General features: G+C 70.6%; 14 protein-coding genes and 1 pseudogene. 7 read left to right on the top strand and 8 right to left on the bottom strand.

From position 1 onward, the window contains the following. Nucleotides 1–13: 13 nt before the first annotated feature. Complete coding sequence (locus tag AB0P25_RS10760; RefSeq protein WP_363807229.1) at nucleotides 14–847, top strand: CPBP family intramembrane glutamic endopeptidase; 834 nt, start codon at nucleotides 14–16, stop codon at nucleotides 845–847. Nucleotides 848–850: 3 nt separating this feature from the next. On the opposite strand, the gene AB0P25_RS10755 is transcribed toward AB0P25_RS10760, so the two are convergent. Together AB0P25_RS10755 and AB0P25_RS10750 are read right to left on the bottom strand one after the other, a co-directional pair. After that, a complete protein-coding gene (locus AB0P25_RS10755; protein ID WP_363807227.1) occupies nucleotides 851–1,174 on the bottom strand; it encodes a hypothetical protein in 324 nt (107 codons plus the stop codon). A 14-nt stretch (nucleotides 1,175–1,188) separates the two neighbouring features. Beyond that, complete coding sequence (locus tag AB0P25_RS10750) at nucleotides 1,189–2,550, bottom strand: NAD(P)/FAD-dependent oxidoreductase (protein WP_363807225.1); 1,362 nt, start codon at nucleotides 2,548–2,550, stop codon at nucleotides 1,189–1,191. Nucleotides 2,551–2,709: 159 nt separating this feature from the next. Here AB0P25_RS10750 and AB0P25_RS10745 point away from each other — a divergent pair, with 159 nt between their 5' ends. After that, a complete protein-coding gene (locus AB0P25_RS10745; protein ID WP_363807224.1) occupies nucleotides 2,710–4,107 on the top strand; it encodes an APC family permease in 1,398 nt (465 codons plus the stop codon). A 3-nt stretch (nucleotides 4,108–4,110) separates the two neighbouring features. Here the strand turns inward: AB0P25_RS10745 and AB0P25_RS10740 are convergent, their stop codons facing one another. Both AB0P25_RS10740 and AB0P25_RS10735 read right to left on the bottom strand, forming a co-directional pair. Beyond that, nucleotides 4,111–4,824, bottom strand: coding sequence for a YoaK family protein (locus AB0P25_RS10740; RefSeq protein WP_363807223.1), 714 nt, complete (start codon nucleotides 4,822–4,824; stop codon nucleotides 4,111–4,113). A gap of 19 nt (nucleotides 4,825–4,843) precedes the next feature. Beyond that, nucleotides 4,844–6,031: a metallophosphoesterase gene (locus AB0P25_RS10735; protein WP_363807222.1), complete on the bottom strand. Its 1,188-nt coding sequence runs from the start codon at nucleotides 6,029–6,031 to the stop codon at nucleotides 4,844–4,846. A 189-nt stretch (nucleotides 6,032–6,220) separates the two neighbouring features. On the opposite strand from AB0P25_RS10735, the gene AB0P25_RS10730 reads away from it, so the two are divergent. Then, entirely contained in the window at nucleotides 6,221–8,866 is a 2,646-nt protein-coding gene (locus tag AB0P25_RS10730) for a lamin tail domain-containing protein (protein ID WP_363807220.1), read from the top strand. A gap of 67 nt (nucleotides 8,867–8,933) precedes the next feature. Further along, nucleotides 8,934–9,446 (top strand): GNAT family N-acetyltransferase, encoded by a 513-nt coding sequence (locus AB0P25_RS10725; protein WP_363807217.1) that lies wholly within the window; start codon nucleotides 8,934–8,936, stop codon nucleotides 9,444–9,446. Nucleotides 9,447–9,449: 3 nt separating this feature from the next. Here AB0P25_RS10725 and AB0P25_RS10720 read toward each other — a convergent pair whose 3' ends face one another. Both AB0P25_RS10720 and AB0P25_RS10715 read right to left on the bottom strand, forming a co-directional pair. Further along, nucleotides 9,450–10,223, bottom strand: coding sequence for an SDR family oxidoreductase (locus AB0P25_RS10720; RefSeq protein WP_363807215.1), 774 nt, complete (start codon nucleotides 10,221–10,223; stop codon nucleotides 9,450–9,452). Nucleotides 10,224–10,365: 142 nt separating this feature from the next. Further along, nucleotides 10,366–10,662: pseudogene (locus tag AB0P25_RS10715) on the bottom strand (MSMEG_6728 family protein); the annotation flags it as partial. 122 nt (nucleotides 10,663–10,784) lie between these two features. Here AB0P25_RS10715 and ppk2 point away from each other — a divergent pair. Beyond that, the gene (gene ppk2, locus AB0P25_RS10710) at nucleotides 10,785–11,693 is read left to right on the top strand and encodes a polyphosphate kinase 2 (protein WP_363807213.1); all 909 of its coding nucleotides are present in this window, start codon (nucleotides 10,785–10,787) and stop codon (nucleotides 11,691–11,693) included. 16 nt (nucleotides 11,694–11,709) lie between these two features. Here the strand turns inward: ppk2 and AB0P25_RS10705 are convergent, their stop codons facing one another. Both AB0P25_RS10705 and AB0P25_RS10700 read right to left on the bottom strand, forming a co-directional pair. Next, entirely contained in the window at nucleotides 11,710–13,482 is a 1,773-nt protein-coding gene (locus tag AB0P25_RS10705; RefSeq protein WP_363807210.1) for a glycoside hydrolase family 3 N-terminal domain-containing protein, read from the bottom strand. Beyond that, nucleotides 13,479–14,783 carry an MFS transporter gene (locus AB0P25_RS10700; protein ID WP_363807209.1) on the bottom strand — a complete coding sequence of 435 codons (1,305 nt, stop codon included), beginning with the start codon at nucleotides 14,781–14,783 and terminating at the stop codon, nucleotides 13,479–13,481. The genes AB0P25_RS10705 and AB0P25_RS10700 overlap by 4 nt, the downstream gene beginning before the upstream one ends. Nucleotides 14,784–14,907: 124 nt before the next feature. On the opposite strand from AB0P25_RS10700, the gene AB0P25_RS10695 reads away from it, so the two are divergent. Both AB0P25_RS10695 and AB0P25_RS10690 read left to right on the top strand, forming a co-directional pair. After that, a complete protein-coding gene (locus AB0P25_RS10695; RefSeq protein WP_363807207.1) occupies nucleotides 14,908–16,089 on the top strand; it encodes a TetR/AcrR family transcriptional regulator in 1,182 nt (393 codons plus the stop codon). 237 nt (nucleotides 16,090–16,326) lie between these two features. After that, nucleotides 16,327–16,773 (top strand): hypothetical protein, encoded by a 447-nt coding sequence (locus tag AB0P25_RS10690; RefSeq protein ID WP_363807206.1) that lies wholly within the window; start codon nucleotides 16,327–16,329, stop codon nucleotides 16,771–16,773. Nucleotide 16,774 lies beyond the last annotated feature (1 nt).

Here is a 16,774-nt window from a genome sequence, read left to right as displayed (position 1 = left end):
CTAGCCTCGACCCATGGGGACCCGGGGCGGAAGCGTGAACGGTTGGCGTCGATTCTGGGACCGCGGCCGGTGGTGGAAAGCCCTGCTCGCCGCCGTCGCCTACCTGGTCCTCTACGAAGCAGCCTCCCTCCTCGTCGGCGTCCTCTGGGGCGCGGGGGTCAGCGCTGACCTGTTCGCGGATGCGCGGAGCGTGCTCATCGGGCTGCTGCTGCCGCTCGTCATCGGCGCGGTCGTGCTGCTCGCGTTCGTCGCCTCCGTCCGGTGGTTCCGTCCGCTGTTCGGGCCGCAGCCCATCCGCGGCCGGTGGTGGATGTGGATCGCGGTCGTGCTCACGGTCGTCCCGATCGCACTGCGGCTCGCCGGCATCGACTACGGCCGATTCCCTCCCGGCGTGGTGGCGCTGACGTTCCTCTCCGGTCTGTTCATCGGCTTCACCGAGGAGCTGCTCACACGCGGTATCGCGGTGAAGATCCTGCGCGACGCGGGCTTTCGCGAGGTCGTCGTCGCCGTCATCTCGTCGGCGCTGTTCGCACTGCTCCACTCGGTCAACGTGCTGACGGGTCAGCCGCCGCTCACGGTCCTCCTGACCGTCGTGTTCGCCTTCGGGTTCGGGATGATGATGTACCTGGTCCTGCGCGTCACCGGCAACCTCGTCTGGCCGATGCTCATCCATGCCCTCACCGACCCGACGACGTTCCTCGCCTCGGGGGGCATCGACGTCGCGACCGGCGGGACGCAGAACCCGCTGCTCGCCCTCGCCGGCCCGTTCAACATCCTGTTCGTCGTCGCGGGACTGCTCGCGATCATCTTCATCCGCGGGCGCGTGCGGGAGAACCGGGTCGCCTGACCCTCACCAGCCGTGCGCGTTGAACCAGGCGCGGCGGTGGGCGATCTCGTCGTCGGACTCCTCCGGGTCGGTCGTGTCGTGCGCCACCAGGCGCCCCTCGGTCAGCGGGACGAAGCGCTGGCAGTGCGGGCACGCCGCGCGTCCATCGGGCCACCCGTCGCCGAGGGCCACCGCGGGTTCGCCCGGCTCGCCGGAGCCGGGGCAGCGCGCGGGATCGGCGCCCGCATCCGACCACATCGCGCCCTGGTACCGGTGCAGGCCGGGATGGCCGAGCGGCCGCGTGCACGGCCGCCCGCCGCGGCGGCTGGGACAGTAGCGGGGCTCCATCCCCCGATTCTCCGCTACGCCGGCAGCAGCGCCCCGATGATCGCCGCTGCGGTCTCGCGGCCGACGCGGATCGCGCCATCGACGTGCTGGTAGCCCTTGCCCGCCATGTCGCTGCACGAGAAGTGGATGGGGCCGACCGGCGTGCGCAGGTCGGCGCCGTAGCGCGCCAGGCCGCCCATGTCGAAGCTCGCGGCATAGGCGCCGCGCGTCCATTCCTCGCTGCCCCAGTCGCTCTCGTAGTACACGACCGGGTTGAGCGCCTGCTCGCCGTAGTAGTGCGACAGCGACTCGAGGATGCGGGCCTTGCGCTCCTCCGGGGTGAGCCGGAACACGTCGTCGGCCGCCTCGTCGGAGACGAAGCCGACCAGCGTGCCGCGCGGGTCGCCGTCGTAGCTGTTGTCGTACGCCTCGTGGACGAGCTCGTACGGGCTGAACGCGGTGCCGCTGTAGCCGAGGTCGCGCCAGAACGGCGTCTCGTAGACCGCGTGCACCTTGATGACGAAGCCCATCGACAGGTGCTGGTGCAGCTGCTGCTGGCGGCGCGGCAGCGGCGGCTCGTACGAGATGCGGCTGATCAGCACCGGCGGCACGGCGAGGATCGCGAACCGGGCGCGCACCTCCACGCCGTCGGCGATCGCGGTGACGCCGGTCTCGTCCCAGCGCAGGGTCCGCACCGGGGCGTTCAGGTGCACGTCGTCGCCAAGACGCTCGGCGAGGAGCAGCGGAACCTGCTGCAGGCCGCCCTTGACCCGCTTGTCCAGGATGAAGTCCGCATCCACCAGGTTCGAGAAGCTTCCGGCGCTGGCCGCCATGAGCAGGGCCTGCAGGGCGGAGAAGGCGTGGGCCGGCTTGGTGAGCATGGCGCCGGCGATGAACATGCCGATGTTGCGCCGCGCCTCCTCGTCGTCCGTCTGAGTCTCGAGCCAGCGACGGAACGAGATCTCGTCCAGCTCCTTCGCCCGCGGGTGCGCCCACGGACGGTCCGGGTCGATCTCGGCGACGAGCGCGTCCAGACGGTCGATCAGGCCGACGATCTCCTTCTCGGTGGCCGGAGCGACCGGGAAGATCTCGCCCTCGAAGGTGCGGCGCTCGCCGTTCTCGCCGAGGTAGATGTTGATGCCCTCGCGGTAGCGCGAGTACGTCTCGAGCCCCAGCTCCTCGAGCGTGCCGATCAGCGCGTCCTGGTCGGGCGACACCCACTGGCCGCCGATCTCGAGGGTCGCGCCGTCGATGTCGTCGGTCCAGAGCCGGCCGCCGACGCGGTCGCGCGCCTCGAGCACGGCGACCGTGAGGCCGGCCTTGACGAGTTCGGTGGCGGCGGTGAGTCCGGAGGCTCCTGCGCCGATGACGACGACGTCCCGTTCGATGGTGGTCATGCCGGGCACATTAGCGGAATCGACAGTAGAAATCCATTTTCGCGACTGAATCGATAGCGAATCTTCGTTTTCACCCTCGTTATCCTCTGCTCTCGATTCGGATTTCGTAGCCGACGGGTTTACGATGGCCCGACCCCGAACAAGAGCGAAGGAGCTCGCGTGTCCACCACTGCACCCGCACCCGCGAAACTGCGGCGATCCCTCGGCCTCTGGGCGATCGTCGGACTCGGCCTCGGCTACATGACGCCCATGACCGTGTTCGACACCTTCGGCATCGTCACCGGCGAGACGAACGGCGTCGTGCCGTCCGCCTACCTCTTCGCGCTCATCGCGATGGTGTTCACCGCGATCAGCTACGGCCGGATGACGCGGGTCTACCCGTCGGCGGGATCGGCGTACACCTACGCGTCGGAGACCATCCACCCGAACGTCGGCTTCCTCGTCGGCTGGTCGTCGCTGCTCGACTACCTGCTGCTGCCGCTGGTCAACGCGCTCATCGTGCGGCTGTACCTCGAGTCGTTCTTCCCGCAGGTCCCCGGATGGATCTGGGTGGTCGGCTACGTCGCCGTCATCACCGCGATGAACCTGTTCAGCATGTCGTCGACCTCGCGGGTGAACGGCATCCTGGTCGTCTTCCAGATCGTGCTGATCGCCGTGTTCGTGGCGCTCACCTGGACGGCGCTGAGCGGGGGCGCGGGGAACGGCACCGCCTTCAGCCTCGCGCCGCTGTTCCATTCGGGCGTGCATCTGGCCGCGGTGATCGGCGGGGCGACCGTGGTGTGCTTCTCCTTCATCGGGTTCGACGCGATCACGATGTACACCGAGGAGGCGAAGGACACCAAGACGGTCCCGAGGGCCATCGTGCTGGCGCTGATGATCGGCGGCGCCATCTTCTTCATCGCGGCCTGGTTCGCGCAGTCGCGGTTCCCGACGATGGCGGGCTTCCACTTCACGGACGACACCCTGCCCGAGATCGCCATGAAGACCGGCGGGATGCTGTTCCAGATCCTGTTCGTCTCGGCCGCCGTCGCCGCAGCGGTCGCGTCCAGCCTGGCGTCGCACGCCAGCGTGTCCCGCATGATCTACGTCATGGCACGCAACGGCAGCGGCCGTGTCTCGCGGACCCTCTCGTACATCCACCCGCGCTTCCGCACGCCGGCGACCGCCGTGCTGCTGGTCGGTGTCGTGTCCCTGCTGGCTGCAGCCTTCACGCTGGAATTCGTCTCGTCGATGATCAACTTCGGCGCGCTCATCGCCTTCACCGTCGTCAACGCGACGGTCATCATCCACTTCGCGCTGCGCCGCAAGGAGTTCCGCGGCGGCAGGAACATCGTGCGCAACATCGTCCTGCCCGGGATCGGGATGCTGCTCACCGGCGTCCTCTGGGCGAACCTGCACCTGGACGCCCTCACCTACGGCCTGGTCTGGCTGACGATCGGCATCATCACGCTGCTGGTCGTGACGCGCGCCTTCCGCAAGCCGCTCCGGATGAAGCTGGACGAGGACGGCGACGCCGCGATCATCACCCGCGAGGGCGCCCCGTCGGAGGTGCGCTGACGGTCAGCCGTTCGCCGCGGCGGGCGCGGGCTCGCCGCGGCCCTCGTGCGCGGCGAGATGTCCCAGCACGGCGGCCGCACCACTGATCACGGCGGCGAGGCCGAGCGGCACCGCGATGTGGACCCGCAGCAGCGCCGCGCCGACCAGCGCGCCGAGGGCGATCAGCACGACCGCGGCCGCACGCCGGCGCCACGGCTGACCCGATCCGCCGGCGAGCCGCGAGTCGGCAGCCAGGCCGGTGATCGTCGACGTGACCACGACCGTGGTCACATCCTTGACGGCGAGGTGCCGCGCGACCGCCGCCTGGAAGCCCATGGTCGCGGCCAGGAGCGTCGTGATCGCCAGCTCCCACGGCTTCGGCGGCACCCCGCCGGTGATCAGGAGGATTACCGTCAGCACGGCGAGCGCCACGGCCGTCGCGGTGAACGACCAGCTCGTCCGCGTGTTCCACCCCGTGGATTCGCGGCGCAGCGTCCTCCCGCCGATCACGGCGCCGGCCATGAACGCGAACAGCGCGATCAGCGGCCCCACCCACGGCAGCCCTTCGGCGCCGACCAGGGCCATGCCGAGGATGACCACGTTGCCGGTCATGTTGCCCGCGAAGACCTTGTCGAGGCCGAGGTAGCCGACCGCATCCACGATGCCGGTCGAGAAGGTGAGGGCGAGCATCAGGAGGAGGGTGAGGTCCTGCTGGCGGGCGGTGGTGGGGGAGGTCATGCCTCCAGGTTCGCACGGGTCAGCGCCGGCAGCTCCCCGATCCCGCGTCCGCGTAGTTCAGCGCCGACGCCGGGAGACCCGCTCCCTGCAGCGCCGGCGAGTACGAGTACGCGTATCCGTTCGGCTTCAGTGTGAACTTCATCGTGCCGTAGCCCTGGTCGTAGCCGGTGACCACGTTCGGGTTCGCGAAGGTGCCGTCGGCGTTCTTCGCGAGGGTGTCGAGCGCTTCGCCGCCGGTGCCGATGATGAACTCCGGGATGCCGTTCTTCGCATCCGGGACGCCGTTCGGGTCGAGCGGCTTGAGCCGCGCGTACGCGTGCTCGTGGCCGTTGAGGACGAGCGTGGCGTGGTTCGCGTAGAGCAGCTTCCACCACGCGTCGGCGACCTGTCCCTCCTGGCCGCCGGCTCCGGGCGCGGACGCCGGGACCGTCGCAGTGGAGGCCGTGGTCGCGCTGAACGTGGGCTGGTGCCAGTACGCCAGGGTGCACTGCTGCTGGTTGCTCTTCAGGTCCTGGGCCAGCCACTTGGTCTCCTGCGCGAGCAGGCCCTGGTCGGTGGTGGAGCAGTCGTTCGCGAACGCCGGGGAGTTGCATTCGACGTTCAGCGAGATGATGTGCCAGTTGCCGAGGTCGTAGGAGTACCAGCCCTGGTTCTCCGTCGTGTCGTCGCCCGCCTGACCCGCGGAGTTCGGCGTGCCGGCCTGGTCGTGGCCGTTGAAGTAGGCGAAGTAGCCGGCGCCGTTCTGCCCGGCCTCGTTGTCGCCCTTCTTCGTGTACGCGTAGTACTCGTGGTTGCCGGGCGCCGGGTGCTCCAGGAACTTCAGGCCGCCCCACGCCTGCTCGAAGGAGCCCTCGAAGTCGCTCAGCTTGCCGACCTCGTACTGCTCGTCCCCGAGGAGGGCGACCGCGTCCGGCTTCATGGCGTCGGCCTGCTTCGCCGTCGCGAACTCGGCGTCGTAGCCGCCGAGGCTGGGGCTGCCGCACTTCAGCGAGGACGGGGTCGCTGCGTTGTCCGGATCGTCGGGCTCGCACGCGATGTCACCGACCGCCGCAAGGGTGTAATCCTTGGAGTCCGGGCCGTGGGCCTTCGTCTCGTACGGCCAGCCGCCGCCGATGCCTGGCGCGGCCACAGCGGCCGCTGTTCCCAGGATCGACGCCGCGACCACCGCGGCGGCGATCAGCGAGAGCCTGCGGGTTCGAGTGCGCATCCGATCCTCCTCGTTCGGGGGTGGAACGACCACCCCGCGCGACAGGCTGGAAGCGCCCGGCGACGGCCTGGTGAACCACGCACGACATCACGGTGAACGGCTCCTGCGAGCCCTCTCAGGACCGGCGTTCGCCGACCGTTCACCTCCGCGTCGCCGGTAGTACCGCCCGCGTCATTACGTTCGATTTCTATGCGACTTCTCAGAACCCGAGCCGTGGCGGCCCTGGCCGCCACCGCGACCGCTGGCACGCTGGCGTTCGCCCTCCCGACGGCCGCCCAGGCCGTCGCGACCCCCGACGTGCGCATCACCGAGTGGATGTACAGCCCCGGCACCACCGGCGGCGAGTTCGTCGAGTTCACCAACCTCGGGTCGACGCCGGTCGACCTCACCGGCTGGTCGTTCGACGACGACAGCGAGACGCCGGGAACCGTTCCGCTCGGCAGCCTCGGGACGCTGGCACCCGGCGAGTCGGCGATCATCACCGAGTCGGGCGACGCGGACTTCCGGGCGGAGTGGAGCCTCGGGTCGCAGGTGAAGATCCTCCCCGGAAACACGACGGGACTGGGGCGCGCGGACGAGATCAACCTGTTCGACGGACCGGACGCGGTCGCGAACCTCGTCGACCGGCTCGCGTACAACGACCAGGGCACCGGCACCGCCAAGGGACCGCGCACGCAGGGGAAGTCGGGCGTCCCGACCACCGCGGCCGCGCTCGGCGCGAACGACGCGTCGCAGTGGCAGCTCTCCGCCGCGGGCGACTCCGAGCAGTCGTGGACATCGGTCTCGGGCGACATCGGATCGCCGGGGACCAGCCGCTTCGCTCCCGCATCCCCGCCCGCGTGGACGAGCGTCCACATCAACGAGGTGTCGTCCGACAACACGGCGACGCCGGTCCAGGATGCGGTCGAGCTGTTCAACAGCGGGGCGACGGATGTGGACATCACGGGCTGGCTGCAGATCGACAGCAGCGCCTCCGCTCCCGCCGCCTTCTCCGCGAAGCTGGCCGACGGCACGGCGACGACCGTCGTCCCGGCCCACGGCTACGTCTACTTCTCCTCCAACAAGGGGCTCGGCAGCGGCGGGGACGGCGTGCGGCTGTACCTTGCGGACGGCACCACCCTGGTCGACTCGGTCGACTACACCGCGGGGGAGGCGGGCACCGACGAGACGAACGGGTTCGGCGCAGGCGCGTACGCCCGGTGCCCCGACGGCACCGGCGCCTTCGCCTCGGTCGCCGCCAAGAGCTTCGGCGCATCCAACGCGACAGCCTGCCAGAACGTGCTGACCAACCCGGCGGACGGCGGCAACGGCGGCGGCGGCCAGACGCTCACCTGCCAGCCCGAGGCGCCGTCCGGCACCGGGACCCTTCCCGCCGGCGCGCAGGCCCCGGTCGCCTGGCCGGGCAGCGGCACCGTCGCGGTCGCCGACGACCAGTGCGCGTGGGAGACCGCGACCGGTCCGGAGGGCCGTGACGTCAGCGGCCTCGTCTTCGACCCGACGAACCCGAACGTCCTCTACAGCGTGAAGAACAAGAGCTGGGTGTTCCGGATGATCAAGCAGGGCGACTTGTGGGTCGCCGACACGGCGAACGGCTGGGGCGCGGGCAAGCAGATCTTCTTCCCGGGCAGCACCGACACCGCGACGAACCAGCCCGACTCCGAGGGCCTGACCGTCGGCCCGGACGGAGCGCTCTACGTCACGACCGAGCGGAACAATGCGGCGAACACCATCCCGCTGAACTCCATCCTGCGCATCGACCCTACGTCGTCGGCGACGCAGCTCGTCGCCACCGACCAGTGGAACCTCACCGCGGAGTTCCCGGAGCTGCACGCGGGCAACAAGACGGAGGCGAACCTCGGGTTCGAGGGCGTCACGTTCGTGCCGGACGGCTACCTGACCGCGAACGGCTTCGTGGACCAGTCGACGGGCGCGACCTATAAGCCGTCGGACTATCCGCTTCATGGCACCGGCCTGTACTTCGCGGCGCTCGAGAACGACGGCAAGCTCTACGCCTACGCGCTCAACAGCGACCACAGCTTCCACCGCGTCGCCGTGGTGGACACGAAGATGGGCCACGTCATGGACGTGCAGTTCGACGCGGACACCCAGCGCATCTGGGCGCTCTGCGACAACACCTGCGGGGTCGCATCCACGGTCCTGAAGGTCGACGGCACCGGCGCGATCGTGCCGCAGGTCGTCTACGGCAAGCCCGCGGGCCTGCCGGTCAACAACCTCGAGGGCTTCGCGCTGGCACCGAATTCGACCTGCGTGGGCGGCACGAAGGAGGTGCTGTGGTCGGACGACGGCGTGTACGGGGCCGGGCCCGGCAGCGCGACCGAGGGCCACGCCCTCTACAGCGGCCGCATCTCCTGCGACCTGCAGCTGGGCGGTCAGGGCGTCTCGAATCCAGCCACCCCGGCCGCCGCTCTGACCCTGTCGCTCGGCTCCGCCCAGGTCGGCGACCGGATCACGGTCACGGGCAGCCACTTCACCCCGGGCGCACAGGTGTCGTTCGTGTTCAACTCGACCCCGGTCGCGCTCGGCGCCGCGACGGCGGCACCGGACGGGACGGTGGCCTTCGCGTTCGCGGTGCCGAGCGTGCCGGCGGGCGCGCACACGGTCACGGCGTCCGTCGGCGGCACCGTCGTCGCTTCGGCCGCGATCACGGTCGTAGCCGCGGCGACGACGACGGCCGGGTCGACCGCATCCGGAGACCCGGACGCCCTGGCGTCCACCGGCTCGACCGTCCCGTTCGCGCCGATCGGCATCGCCCTCGCACTGCTCGTCGGAGGTGGCGCCCTGTTCGCTGTGCGTCGCCGGACGCGCGCCGAATAGCGCACCCGTCGGAGGGGGCCGGGGAATGCCCCGGCCCCCTCCGCGCTTGTCCGTTACGGTGAACACGATGAACGGCATCCGGATCAGGGCAGCGGGCGACGACGAGTACGCGGCCATCGGCGCGCTCACGCACGCCGCCTACACGCACGACTACGACGACCTCCCGGCGAACTACCGTGAGGAGCTGAAGCACCCGGAGGCGCTGACCGGCGAGTTCGAGTTCTTCGTCGCCGAGGACACCGCCACCGGCGAGCTGATCGGCACCGTCGCGCTGCTCCGTCCGGGCTTCGACATGCACGGCGACATCGCCCCGGACGAGCTGTACTTCCGGCTCCTGGCGACCAGCCCGACGGCGCGCGGGCGCGGCGTCGGCATCGCGCTCACCGAGTTCGCGGTCGAACAGGCGCAGGCGCGCGGGGCTCGCGCGGTCGTCCTCAACAGCGGGCCGGACATGCTCGGCGCGCACGCCCTCTACCGCAAGCTCGGCTTCAGCCGCCGCGGCGAGCGCGAGCGCGTGATCGAGCTGCCGGACGGCCGCCGCCTCGAACTGCTGACGTTCGTGCTCGACCTGGCGGCGTAGCCGTCACATCGTCTGGCGCAGGCCGCCGTCGATCACGACGTCGGCGCCCGTCAGGTTGCCGAGGAGCGGGCTCGCCAGCATCACGGTGAGCGCGGCGACCTCGTCCGGCGTGGTGAAGCGCCCGGTGGGCATCGACGCCTCCGCGCCGTGCTTGACGGCGTCCGGGTCTCCGCCCGTGGCGGCGGCGACGGTCCGTGCGACGCCGCCGTCGCCCAGCCAGAGGTCGGTGGCGACGGGACCGGGGCTGATGGAGTTCACCCGGATACCGCGCGGCCCGAGCTCCTTGGACAGGGACTTCGTGAAGCTGAGCAGCGCCGCCTTCGCCGCGCTGTAGTCCATGACGAGCGGGTCGGCGAGGATCGCGTTCTCGGACACGATGTTCACCACGGATCCGCCGTCCGGGATGCGGTCGAACAGGGCTCGCGTGGTCCGCACGGCGGCGAGCGCGTTGAGGGCGTAGGTGCCCGTCCACTGCTCGTCGGTGATGCTCGGGAACCCGCCGGGCCGCGGCGGCGCCGAGCCCACGTTGTTGACCAGGAGGTCGACCGGGCCGTCGAGCTGCGCGGCGGCGGCGAGGATGCCGTCCTCTCCCCCGAGGTCGGCCTCGACGAGCCGGAAGTCGCCGTCGGCCTCGGCGGCCGCCGTCTCCGGCGTCCCCCTTCGCGCGATCCCGACGACGGAGACGCCCTCCCGGAGGAGGGCGCGGACGATGGCGAGGCCGATGCCGCGGCTCGCGCCGGTGACGACGGCGTTCGTACCCGAGAGCTGGAGATCCACAGCCGGAGGCTAGGGGATGGGGCACCGCGTGGCTAGGGTCAGTCCCGGGTCGGTCCCGGCCACACGTACGGGAGGTCGTCCGGGACGCCGGGAACAGCGGTCCGTAGAACTCCGGGTCCTTGCGCACCAGGTTGGACTGGTGGCTCCGGTGGAACTCGGGGTCCCCGATCCACGGCGGGAGGTCCAGGTCGTCCTGGCTCAGAGTCTCGACCTCCGGCGCGAACGCCAGCACCTGCGGCCGGACGGTGTCCGCGTGGCCCAGCTCGATCCACGCGTCCGCGGACTCCACCGCGTACTTCGTCAGCGCCGGCAGGTATCCCCGCCACATCTTCGCCACCGGATGGTTGCGCCAGCCGTAGCCGGGAACGGTGATCGCTCGGAGCACCTGCAGCGCCTCCACGCGCTGCTTCCCCATCCGCGCGCGGTCGAGCAGGCGCACGCTCTCCGCGAAGGAGGGGAAGGGCAGGAACGTCTGCACGCCCCCCAACGTACCCGCGCGCCCCGGCCGTTCATCCCCGCCGCGTACACTCCGGGCATCGACACCGGCGACCGGGAGGAACCATGGCCGACGAGCTGCCCACCAGCGACCTGCGGGAGTACATCGAGCACCTGCGCTCGGAGGGGTACACGGTCGAGGGCGGCCACACGCCCGACCCCGACCTGATCGACCCGGAGGGTAACCCGGTATACACGTGGCAGGAGGGCTATCCCTACTCCGAGCGGATGTCGCGCGAGGAGTACGAGCTCGAGAAGTACCAGCTCCAGGTCGAGCTGCTGAAGTTCCAGTACTGGCTCGAGGACAACGACCGCCGCGCCGTCATCCTCTTCGAGGGACGGGATGCGGCAGGCAAGGGCGGCACGATCAAGCGGTTCACCGAGCACCTGAACCCGCGGACGTCCCGAGTCGTGGCCCTCTCGAAGCCGAACAGCCGCGAGAAGGGGCAGTGGTACTTCCAGCGCTACATCGAGCACCTGCCGACCGCGGGCGAGATCGTGATGTTCGACCGGTCCTGGTACAACCGCGCGGGCGTCGAGCGGGTGATGGGGTTCGCGACCGACGAGGAGTACGAGCAGTTCATGGCGCAGGCGCCGGCGTTCGAGAAGATGCTCGTCGACTCCGGCATCCACCTCACCAAATTCTGGTTCTCGGTGTCGCGCACAGAGCAGCGCACCCGGTTCGCGATGCGCCAGCTGGACCCGGTGCGCCGGTGGAAGCTGTCGCCGATGGACATCGCCTCGCTCGACAAGTGGGACGAGTACACCGCGGCGAAGGAGGAGATGTTCCGCCGCACGGACAAGCGGCACGCGCCGTGGACCATCGTGCGCTCCAACGACAAGAAGCGCGCCCGCGTCAACGCGATGCGCTACTTCCTCAGCCAGTTCGACTACGACGGCAAGGATCCGTCGGTGGCGAAGAAGCCCGATCCGCTCATCGTCATGCGCGGCAAGAGCCTCGACGCGGACGAGTGAGCGGACCGGGCGGGCTTCAGTAGCCCAGTCCGTCGCCGAAGCGGAACAACGGCTCCGCGGTGTCGAACGGCACGTCCGGACGCGACGCCTCCACAGCGGCCATCGACCGCGGCAGGTCGAACGGCAGGCGGCCCTGCGGCGCGAACCGCCCGGTGAGCACGTCGAGCAGCGCCTCGCCGCTCGCACCCCAGTTGACCGTGAGGGCGGCGGCCGCCTCCGCGATCGGCTCCAGGATGGCGGGCCGGTCGGCGTAGACATCGACGATCGTCGGGGCGTGCGCGGCGAGCTCGCGGACGTGCGCGATCGTCTCCTCGGGGAAGTCCAGCGACCCGGCGTGGAACAGGCTCTCGAACACGGTCGGCCGCTCCTCGAACGGCGCCTGCAGGCGCACGGCGATGACGCCCGCCTCGGCGGGCGACGCGACCACCTCGCCGTAGGCGGCGGCGACCGCGGGGTCGATGCCCTCGACGTACAGGCGGGTTCCGGCGGCGAGCGGCAGCAGCGGGGCGCCGGCCGTGCCGTTGCTGAGCAGGGTGATGGACGCGCGCTGCGCCCACTCCCCCGCCTCGCGGAACTCGTCGCGGCCGACCACGGCATCCGCCGCGTCCACCTCCACGAGCGCGGACTCGAACAGCCCGAGCTCGAACTTCTCGCGGAGGATGCGGCGCGCGGACTCGTCGAGCCGATCCTCCGTCACCTCGCCGGACTCGACCAGCTCGATGAGCAGTTCGGGGCACGCCTCTCCGCCGAACTGATCGGCGCCCGCGTCGAGGATCTTCTTCATGCGCTGGAGCGGCGTCAGGTGCTCGACGCCCCAGGCGCGGGCCGGGAACGGCTGTCCGAAGATCTCCGCATCCGTGATGAGGCCCCAGTCCGTGCACACCACGCCGTCGAACCCGAAGCGCTCCCGCAGCAGCCCGGTGAGAACCGACTTGTTGAAGCCGAAGCCCACCTCCTCGTACGCGGTGCCGACGGGCATGCCGTAATACGGCATGATCTGCCGGGTCCCGGCCGCCAGAAGCTCCGCGAACGGCTTCAGGTGCAGCTCGAACGCGTCGCCCGGGTACACCTGCTCGCGGCCGTGCGCGAAGTGCGGGTCCTCCCCGTCCTTCTGCGGCCCTCCGCCCGGGAAGTGCTTGGTCATGGTGGACACGGACCCCGGGCCGAAGGCCGCGCCCTGGAAGCCGCGGACGTACGCCGCACCGAGCCGGCCGGTCAGCTCCGCGTCCTCGCCGAACGTCGCCACCTGGCGCGCCCACCGCGGCTCGGTGGCGAGGTCGACCTGCGGGTGCAGGGCGACGCGGATGCCGACGGCGACGTACTCCTGCCGGGCGATGTCCCCGAAGCGCTCCACGACGCCCTCGTCACGGATCGCGGCGAGACCCAGCGGCTCCGGCCACTGCGAGAACGGTCCGGAGAGGAAGGCGGTGCCCACGTTCTCGGTGAACGAGTGGCGCGGGTCGGTCGACAGCGTCACCGGGATGCCCAGGCGAGTGGATGCGGCCAGCCGCTGCAGGGCGTTGTGCCACTCCGCGATCTCCCGGGCGGTCTGCGCGCCGCCGATCAGGTTGAAGTGGGTGAGGTGCCGCTGCTCCACATAGTCGACCGCCGAGGGCGTCGAGAAGACCGGGTTCGGTTCGGTGAGCTCGCCCATCCCGATCATCGTGTGGAAGAAGAGACCCGCCTTCTCGGCCAGCGTCATCTCGTTCAGCAGCAGCTCGACGCGCTCCGCGACGGGCCGCTCGGGGTCGAGCCAGGGACGGGCGGCGGTGGTCTCTGCGATGGTCATTTCACTCCCTTGATCCGGTAGACGAGCACGGCGCCCAGCAGGGCGATGAAGGCGCCGAAGAGGTACCACACCGAGTAGCCGCCGATGGCCGTCGTGGCGCCGAGGGCGATGATCCCGGGCGCGATCGCGGGGGCGATCGACTGCGGCAGGGCGTTGGCGATGTTGAGCACGCCGAGGTCCTTCGCGACGTCGTCCGGGCTCGGCAGCACCTGGGTGGCGAGGGCGAGGTCGACGGAGAAGAACGAGCCGGCGCCGAGACCGATGATCGCCTGCGCGGCGATCACGACGCCGATGCTCGGCGCGAAGGCGAGCACGACCAGGCCGACTACCATGATGAGTCCGGCGGCCGCGACGAACGGGCGGCGCTTGCCGAGGCGGTCGGAGAGGAAGCCGCCGAGGGGGCTCGAGATCACCATCGCGACCGTCGAGGCGAGGTTGGCGAGCAGGATGGTCGTGATCGCGCCCTGCTCGTCCAGCTTGAACTTCTCGGTGAGGAAGAAGGGCAGGAAGGTCGCGATGCCGGCGTAGCCGAACATCACGAAGAACTTGGTGAGCCAGGTCCAGCCGAAGTCGCGGTGCTTGACCGGGTTGAAGACGAACGATCCGAAGAACTGGCCCACGGTGAAGCGCTGGCGCGGCTTCTCAGCGAGGCGACGGTCCTTCAGCACGAGGATGAAGACGACGCAGAGCGCGAGCGCCAGCAGCGCGGGCACGACGAAGCGCAGCACGTCGTCGCTGATGAAGGTGATGAGGAAGCTGCCGCCGAGGATCGCGAGCGGTGTGGTGGCGCCGACGATGCCGGAGACCTTGCCGCGGCTCGGGCCGGGCACCTGGTCGGGCAGGGTGGCGTTGGCTGCCGCCAGCACCGCGTTGAAGGCCGCCTGCGCGAGGCACCAGCCGATGAGCACGACCCACAGCGAGGAGGCGACGCCGATCAGCGCGAACGCGCCGAGGCCGACGATGCTGCCGCCGAGGATCCACGGGCGCCGCATCCCGAAGCGGGAGGTGGTGCGGTCGGAGAGCCGCCCGGCGAGCGGGTTGGCGACCAGCGCGAAGAGGGCGCCGACGCCGAGGATGAGACCGAGCTGTCCGGTCGCCTCGCCGGTCGAGGAGGTCAGGTGCTGCACCTTGAACGCCATCGAGACGAGCACAGGGGTGAGCAGGGCGAGCAGCACGCCGAAGTTCACGGCGGCGAGCCCCGGCGTGTACCCGCGCGGTGTGCGGGGTGGGGTGGTGCCGGGCGCCTTGATGCCCGTGGTTCCCGTGTAGGCCGCGGTCGCCGCGGGAGACAGCTCTGTCATCATCGGTCCTTTCGTGTCGTCCGCTTTGACGATGGGCGCCAGCATACACATAAAAGCGACCGCGTGGTAACCGAAATCCGACTGAACGGTAACCTGGCTACGATGGTGCCGAGGGAGGTGCGCCATGACATCGGTCGTCGATGGGACGCGGTTCGCGCGCGCCGCGGCCACCCGGCAGGCCATCATCACCGCCGCCGCGGAACTGTTCGGCCGGCAGGGCTACCGATTCGTCTCCCTCCGCGAGATCGCCGTCCGCGCGGGCATCTCGCACCCCGCGCTGCTCAAGCACTTCGCCGACAAGGACGAGCTCCTGGCCGAGGTCGCGAAGCGGTACGACCGCACGCCCGCGGCGGACGGCTGCGACCCGTTCTTCGCCGCCCTGACGGGCGAGGCGTCCGCTCCGCTGCATCCCCTGCACGGGTGGATGCGCGACCGTCTGGCCGCCGCGGTCGCCGACCGCGCGCGCGAGCTGGCGGAGGGCGACCTCGGCGACGGGCGCGACCCCGAGGGCGAGGCCACCCGCCTGGTCGCCGCGCGCTCCGGGCTCCGGATGCTGCACCGCTACCTGCCGGACCGGGTGGACGTCGGCGCGGCCCTCGACGCGCACGAACAGCTGATCGCGCATTCCGCCGGCTGGCGCGCGCCCGGAGATGAGCGCTCCGACGCCACGGCGCGGCCCGGGCCGCCCCTGCCCCCGCTGATGGAGGACGAGCCCGAGCCTCCCGCCGGCTACCGCACCGGCCGCGCCCGGCGCGCGGCGATCGTCGACGACGCGATGACGCTCTTCGCCCGAGAGGGCTACGGCGACACCAGCCTCCAGGACATCGCAACCCGCGTGGGCGTCTCCAAGTCGGCGCTGTACCACCACTTCCCGTCGAAGGACGCGCTGCTGCTCGCGGTGCTCCGGGAGCGCGACCACCGCATCGACGACACAGTGGCCGGCTCCGCCGCCCGCAGCGCAGCCGATGTCCTCCGCGGATTCGCGGACGCCGCCGCAGCCAACGAGCGGGACCAGCCGGGCCTGATCGAGCTCTACGCCGTCATCTCCTCCGAGGCGACGGTCGTCGACCATCCCGCGCATGCGTACTTCGAGCACCGCTTCGTGCAGGCCCTCGACGGCTTCAACGCCATGTTCCGGGCCGCACAGGACTCCGGCGACCTGCCCGCGCACCGCGACCCGGCGCACGAGGCGCTGTGGGTGCTCGCGCTGTGGGACGGGCTGCAGTACCTGTGGCTGTACGACAACGGGGCGGTGGATGTGGCGGGGGCGCTGCGTACACACCTCGTGGATGTGCTGCCGGCCTGACGCGCCGCCGACCCCCAAAATCACCCCCGAATGGGTGTCCCCACTTCAGTGGACACAGCCCTAGACTCGACAACACCCTCCGGAACCCGAAACTCCGGACGGTATGCCACTGCCGAAGTCGCTCGCCCGGGCGACTGACCCGCCCGTTATTGGTCGCGTTCGGTGGCGCGTTGGGGGAACGCTATGCTGACGCGCGCGCGGACGCCTCGTGGAAAGTGCCCGACTTCCATGTTCCGTATGCTCAACCCTGTCCTGTCCGGTCGACCCTTGACGGTGCTCGGCGCCGCTCCCGCGGGAAGCTGGATCGCCGTCACCTCGCGGAGCATCGCGCCGCAGCCCCACATCGTGGAGAGCGCAGCCTCCGTCGAGGCGGTGGCCGAGGCCCTCTTCGAGGTGGTCCCGGTCAGCGACCGTTCGACCGTGCCGCTGGTCGGCTGGCTGGCCGACGCCTCCGACGACGAGAGCCTGGACGCCTTCTTCGCCTTCCAGGGCTCCGCCCGCGACGCCGAGCGCCGCGCGCTGGAGATGGGGCGGCTGGTCGAGCTGCCCGAGGACCCGTGGTCGGGCGTCGCAGCCGTCATCACGGTGGAGTCGGAGGCCGACTTCGCCTTCTTCGTCTGCATCGGCGAGGGCGAGCACATCCCGGCGCCCCTGTTCCGCCTGGCGCACGAGCTGGCCGCCTGAG

Origin of the sequence: Leifsonia sp. NPDC077715 (assembly GCF_040686855.1) — a bacterium.
In the GTDB taxonomy this organism is placed as follows: Bacteria; Actinomycetota; Actinomycetes; order Actinomycetales; family Microbacteriaceae; genus Leifsonia.
This window is presented reverse-complemented; position numbering and strand designations above follow the sequence as displayed.